Annotated in this window: 5 protein-coding genes and 1 pseudogene; 5 read left to right on the top strand and 1 reads right to left on the bottom strand. The window is 56.6% G+C overall.

Going from position 1 to position 3871, the window contains the following annotated elements:
- Together EN939_RS38610 and EN939_RS24535 are read left to right on the top strand one after the other, a co-directional pair.
- Window positions 1–319 (top strand): hypothetical protein (locus EN939_RS38610; protein ID WP_206528332.1); only part of this gene is annotated, 319 nt, incomplete at its 5' end.
- 174 nt (window positions 320–493) lie between these two features.
- On the top strand, window positions 494–703 hold the full coding sequence (locus tag EN939_RS24535) for a hypothetical protein (RefSeq protein ID WP_127270279.1): 210 nt from the start codon (window positions 494–496) through the stop codon (window positions 701–703).
- 77 nt (window positions 704–780) lie between these two features.
- Here the strand turns inward: EN939_RS24535 and EN939_RS24530 are convergent, their stop codons facing one another.
- Entirely contained in the window at window positions 781–2175 is a 1395-nt protein-coding gene (locus tag EN939_RS24530; RefSeq protein ID WP_127270278.1) for a recombinase family protein, read from the bottom strand.
- 284 nt (window positions 2176–2459) lie between these two features.
- On the opposite strand from EN939_RS24530, the gene EN939_RS24525 reads away from it, so the two are divergent.
- The 3 genes and pseudogenes from EN939_RS24525 to EN939_RS24515 all read left to right on the top strand — a co-directional run bounded on the left by EN939_RS24525 (window position 2460) and on the right by EN939_RS24515 (window position 3857).
- The gene (locus EN939_RS24525) at window positions 2460–2717 is read left to right on the top strand and encodes a helix-turn-helix domain-containing protein (RefSeq protein ID WP_306255447.1); all 258 of its coding nucleotides are present in this window, start codon (window positions 2460–2462) and stop codon (window positions 2715–2717) included.
- Window positions 2718–3053: 336 nt separating this feature from the next.
- Window positions 3054–3167, top strand: a pseudogene (locus tag EN939_RS40090) (DUF768 domain-containing protein); the annotation flags it as partial.
- Between the two features lie 12 nt (window positions 3168–3179).
- On the top strand, window positions 3180–3857 hold the full coding sequence (locus EN939_RS24515; protein WP_127270273.1) for a Crp/Fnr family transcriptional regulator: 678 nt from the start codon (window positions 3180–3182) through the stop codon (window positions 3855–3857).
- Window positions 3858–3871 lie beyond the last annotated feature (14 nt).

The following is a 3871-nucleotide window of genomic DNA, read 5'->3' as shown; positions in this document are numbered from 1 at the left end:
GTTCAACAGTCCCCTCATCGTCGGTTGGTTGATTACCCGCCACGGCTCGCTTGGCGTGGCGGGTATTCATCACGGAGAGCGCATGCAAACTGGTGAGATCATCGCAACGCCTTCGAAACGGCGTTGGTCGCGGTCCTGGCCCCAGCGGCAAGAACTAGCGGAACCTATTTTTCTGCTGCCCATGAATGATAATCGGCGGCCCAATGGATTGGGACACGAGCTACCGACGGGGTGGCAGCGCGCAGGGGTGCTTATTGCGGCCGCTGCTTTGGTGTCATCCTTGTGCGCCCTGCTGCTGGCATCTTGGATGTCAGGTTGACGGACAGGCCGCAGTGTCCGTTCCGGCCAATGTTTGGTATAAAGGTCTACTCCACCACAACGAGCAGAGGCCTGTGCTTTGGCTGTTCGTGCCAAATGACTTGGCGTAGGTCGCGCATTTTGCGTTTAAAGGGCGTCTGCGGCATTCTACACGGACTTCGGGGAGGTGCGATCAATGCCGATTCGACGGAAAGCGACTGAAGCCGGTGTCTTGCAGCCGTCGGAACTGGCGCTGTTGGGCCGCGTCTTTGAGCAGTTGAAGCTTGATGGCCAGTCGACGGATGCCCGCGACTCCATCGCATCCCGGATCATTGCGAACTTCATGGCCGGCGTGACCGATGAGGCCGAGCTGGTCTCGCTCTCCCGGCAACCGCTCGGCCGCTAGGAGGCAACTAATGGAGGGGATGTTGGCCATGGACGTACAGCCTTGGCCGGCCCGTCACTGCTTCCTCAAGGCTTCGATCACTCTGAGGATGCTGTCGGCCGAGCAGCATGCGCGTTCCGGCGCCGAGCGGCAGTTCGCTGTCGGGCTGCCGAGATACTTTCGCTCGTTGTCGTAGGAAAGCCAGCTAGGCCATAGGCGTTCACAACCGACCCGAAACGCTTGATGAAAAGTTTGTGATTTGGGAGGTGGCGGTCCTTGTCGATCAAAGCGATTGTGATGTAGCCGAACTTTGCGTGCAATCGGCGGATGCCATCTAGCAGATCGTCATCCGAGTAGTATTTACCTCGTTGGCCGGTTGGCGGACATATGAACCCAGCCGCCTTATAGGCGGCCTGTAGGCTCCCGAAGTGCACCCAATATGCATGCGCCGAGGGTGTGTAGGGGCAATTGTTGATTATCGCCTGCGAGAGCTTCTTTTTCTCTCGTAAGAGGCACTTCAGATTTCTGATCATGTCGGGGTCTCGGAGGGCAAAGACCCGTCCCAAGCTGAATTCCCGCTGCACTCGGGCAAATGTTTTAGGTTCAATAATAGGCTCCATCACCCTGGTCCGGACCCAAAGATCAGGAGGGTTGCGGCGCACCGGATTTTTCATTTTGTGGTTGGTCCGGTTGAAGACGTAGTATCCTGTCATCAACTCGTTTCGCAACACGCCTTTGACCCGTCCCCAACGCCATAAGTCGCCATCCGTCGACGGTATCTTTTCGTCATTCAATGTCTTGGCGATGTTCGCAATGCTTTGTTTCTGCGCGAGAAACATGCGAAAAATTCGCCGTACTATTTTGAGCTCCTCGTCAGGTCCAGGCATAAAAACTACGCGGTCTGATTTGAGCCCCTTGCGGTCGCCCGGCCCGAGGAACAATCGCGGCGTTCCGTCATGGCTAACCAAAAAGCGTCTGATGCCATAAGGCACGGGGCCGCCCTGTTTAAATCCGAGGCAAGCTTGCTGAATTTGCGCTCTGTAGATTTTGGCGGAAAGTTCGCGGCTGTACTCGGCCGCCATTACCCGCTTCAGGTTCTTTACGATGCTGGCGACCATGCTGCCGTCATTGTCGAACGGTTCCCCGCAGTAGTGGACATTGATGCCTGCATCGCGGCAGATAAATTCATAGTGCGCGGCCTGGTCCGTATCCTGGAATCGTCCCCACCGGCTGACATCCAGGACGAGGATCACGGAAAAGCCGCCCTGACCAGTCACGACATCCGCGAGCAGTTGCTGTAGTCCGTCCCTCCCTTTCAGACTTAGGCCGCTCTTGCCTGCGTCGGCATACGTGCGGACAACGGCAAAGCCTCTCATCTCGGCATACTCCGAAATGGCCGCTCTTTGATTATCGAGTGAATACCGCTGATGGTCGGTTGACATGCGAAGGTATTGCGCTGCCGGGACGCGAAGAGCAGTCGAGAGTTCGGGCATCGCCGGCGCTCCTTAATACCGTCCGACGGTATTAAGGGAGAGTAACACGGGGCGAATTTGCTGATTAAAGAAAACGGGCGATATCCATTGTCTCAAATCATTTAGTACACTGTAGTGCACACGATCAGGTCGCCGCCGTGCAGCTTGCCGGAGTTCGTCGAGGAACTGGCACCCGTCATCAATGCCGGTCCGATCGACACCTTGGACGCCTTTTCTCTAATTTGGCATTTTATACGCCATCGCGTATATCACCATTTTATACGCATTCGCGTATTCGGAGGACCATGATGCTTGACGCGATAGCGCGCAATGAAAAGCAGATCGGCGCAATCCTGCGGCGCGCCCGTCGGAAAGCAGGGCTTACGCAAGAGGCGCTTGGAGATCGAGTGCACCTCCGCCAGGGCACAATATCGCACCTTGAGGCCGGAAAGCCTGCAGTGCAGCTGCGAACCTTGATGGTAACGCTTTCTTCCCTCGGTCTGGAAATTGTCGTTCGTCGGCGCACCAGGGGCAGCCCTGCTGACTTCGAGGACCTGTTCTAGGGGCGGTGCAAAAGATCACGCACCCAGTGGCAATCAGGATCGTCTAAGGTTCCTGCGGCCGGTGGTCCCTATGCCCGCCGGGGGAACATTTTCGACTAACAAATGTTAATGCGCCTATGGAAATGCCTACTCCACCGGAAGCAGTACCCGATAGGATCCTAATCGCAGCGGCGAGACTGCAAGCGGCGTTGGATGCGAGGAACACGCAGAATAGCATTCAGTCCATGCGTGACGAGGAGGACCTGCGCCACGACTCCGATGAGGAGAACTAGCCCTTCTCCCGCGGCCGGAACTCACGGCGGCTTTGGCTACCTTCTTGGAGAATCCGCCATGGACGCTGACGCCAAAGCGGTTGGCATAAAACGCGATGAGATCGACGGGGAAGTTGACAGCCTGTATAGAACGATCCTTGATGCGATTGTGCATTACGATGCAGGTTCACCAGAATGAATTGGGGAGCGGGTGACGGAGTTTTTCAACCGGCTTTTGAGCGCCTTGGTCTTCCATGATGACCAAAGTGCCCTGATTCCCGAATTGAAGCTTCAGACCTATCCCCCAGGCTACCATTTCGAAACTGCCGACGCTGTGAGTTCATCTGTTTACTTCATTTGCAGCGGGGTGGCAGGTGTAATTGCCAGAAATAACAATAGCGGGGCCGCCGGCATCGCATTAGTTGGACAGGAAGGAATGACCGGGGCCGCGCTCGCCTTCGGGGTTGGGGTTTCCGCACATGACTATGTGGCTCTCACCTCTTGTGATGCCTATGCCCTAGAAGCGGGACGGCTCACTGAGGCTTTTGCGCGCTCCCCGAACATGCGACTGCTGGTCATCCGCTACTTCTACGACTTGGCGGCACAGTTTGCCGGATCGGCTTTCGCTAACGCGCGACAGACAGCGGACGCTAAAATCGCCCGAATGCTCCTGATGCTTCAGGACCGCTTGCCACAACCTTTGCCGATTACGCATGCGCAACTGGCGCTGATGCTGGGTACCCGACGACCAGGCGTCACTCTCGCGTTGCAGACGTTGGAAGGCATGGGCTACATTCGTGCGGGTCGAGGAAAAATCTCGGTGGTTGATCGCGACGGGCTCATCGAAATGAGTGACGGAGTTTATTCTGCAGCGGAACGGCAAGGTTAGGCGCTGCCGTCGGT

The organism is Mesorhizobium sp. M7A.F.Ca.CA.002.05.1.1, from assembly GCF_003998335.1.
In the GTDB taxonomy this organism is placed as follows: Bacteria; Pseudomonadota; Alphaproteobacteria; order Rhizobiales; family Rhizobiaceae; genus Mesorhizobium.
This window is presented reverse-complemented; position numbering and strand designations above follow the sequence as displayed.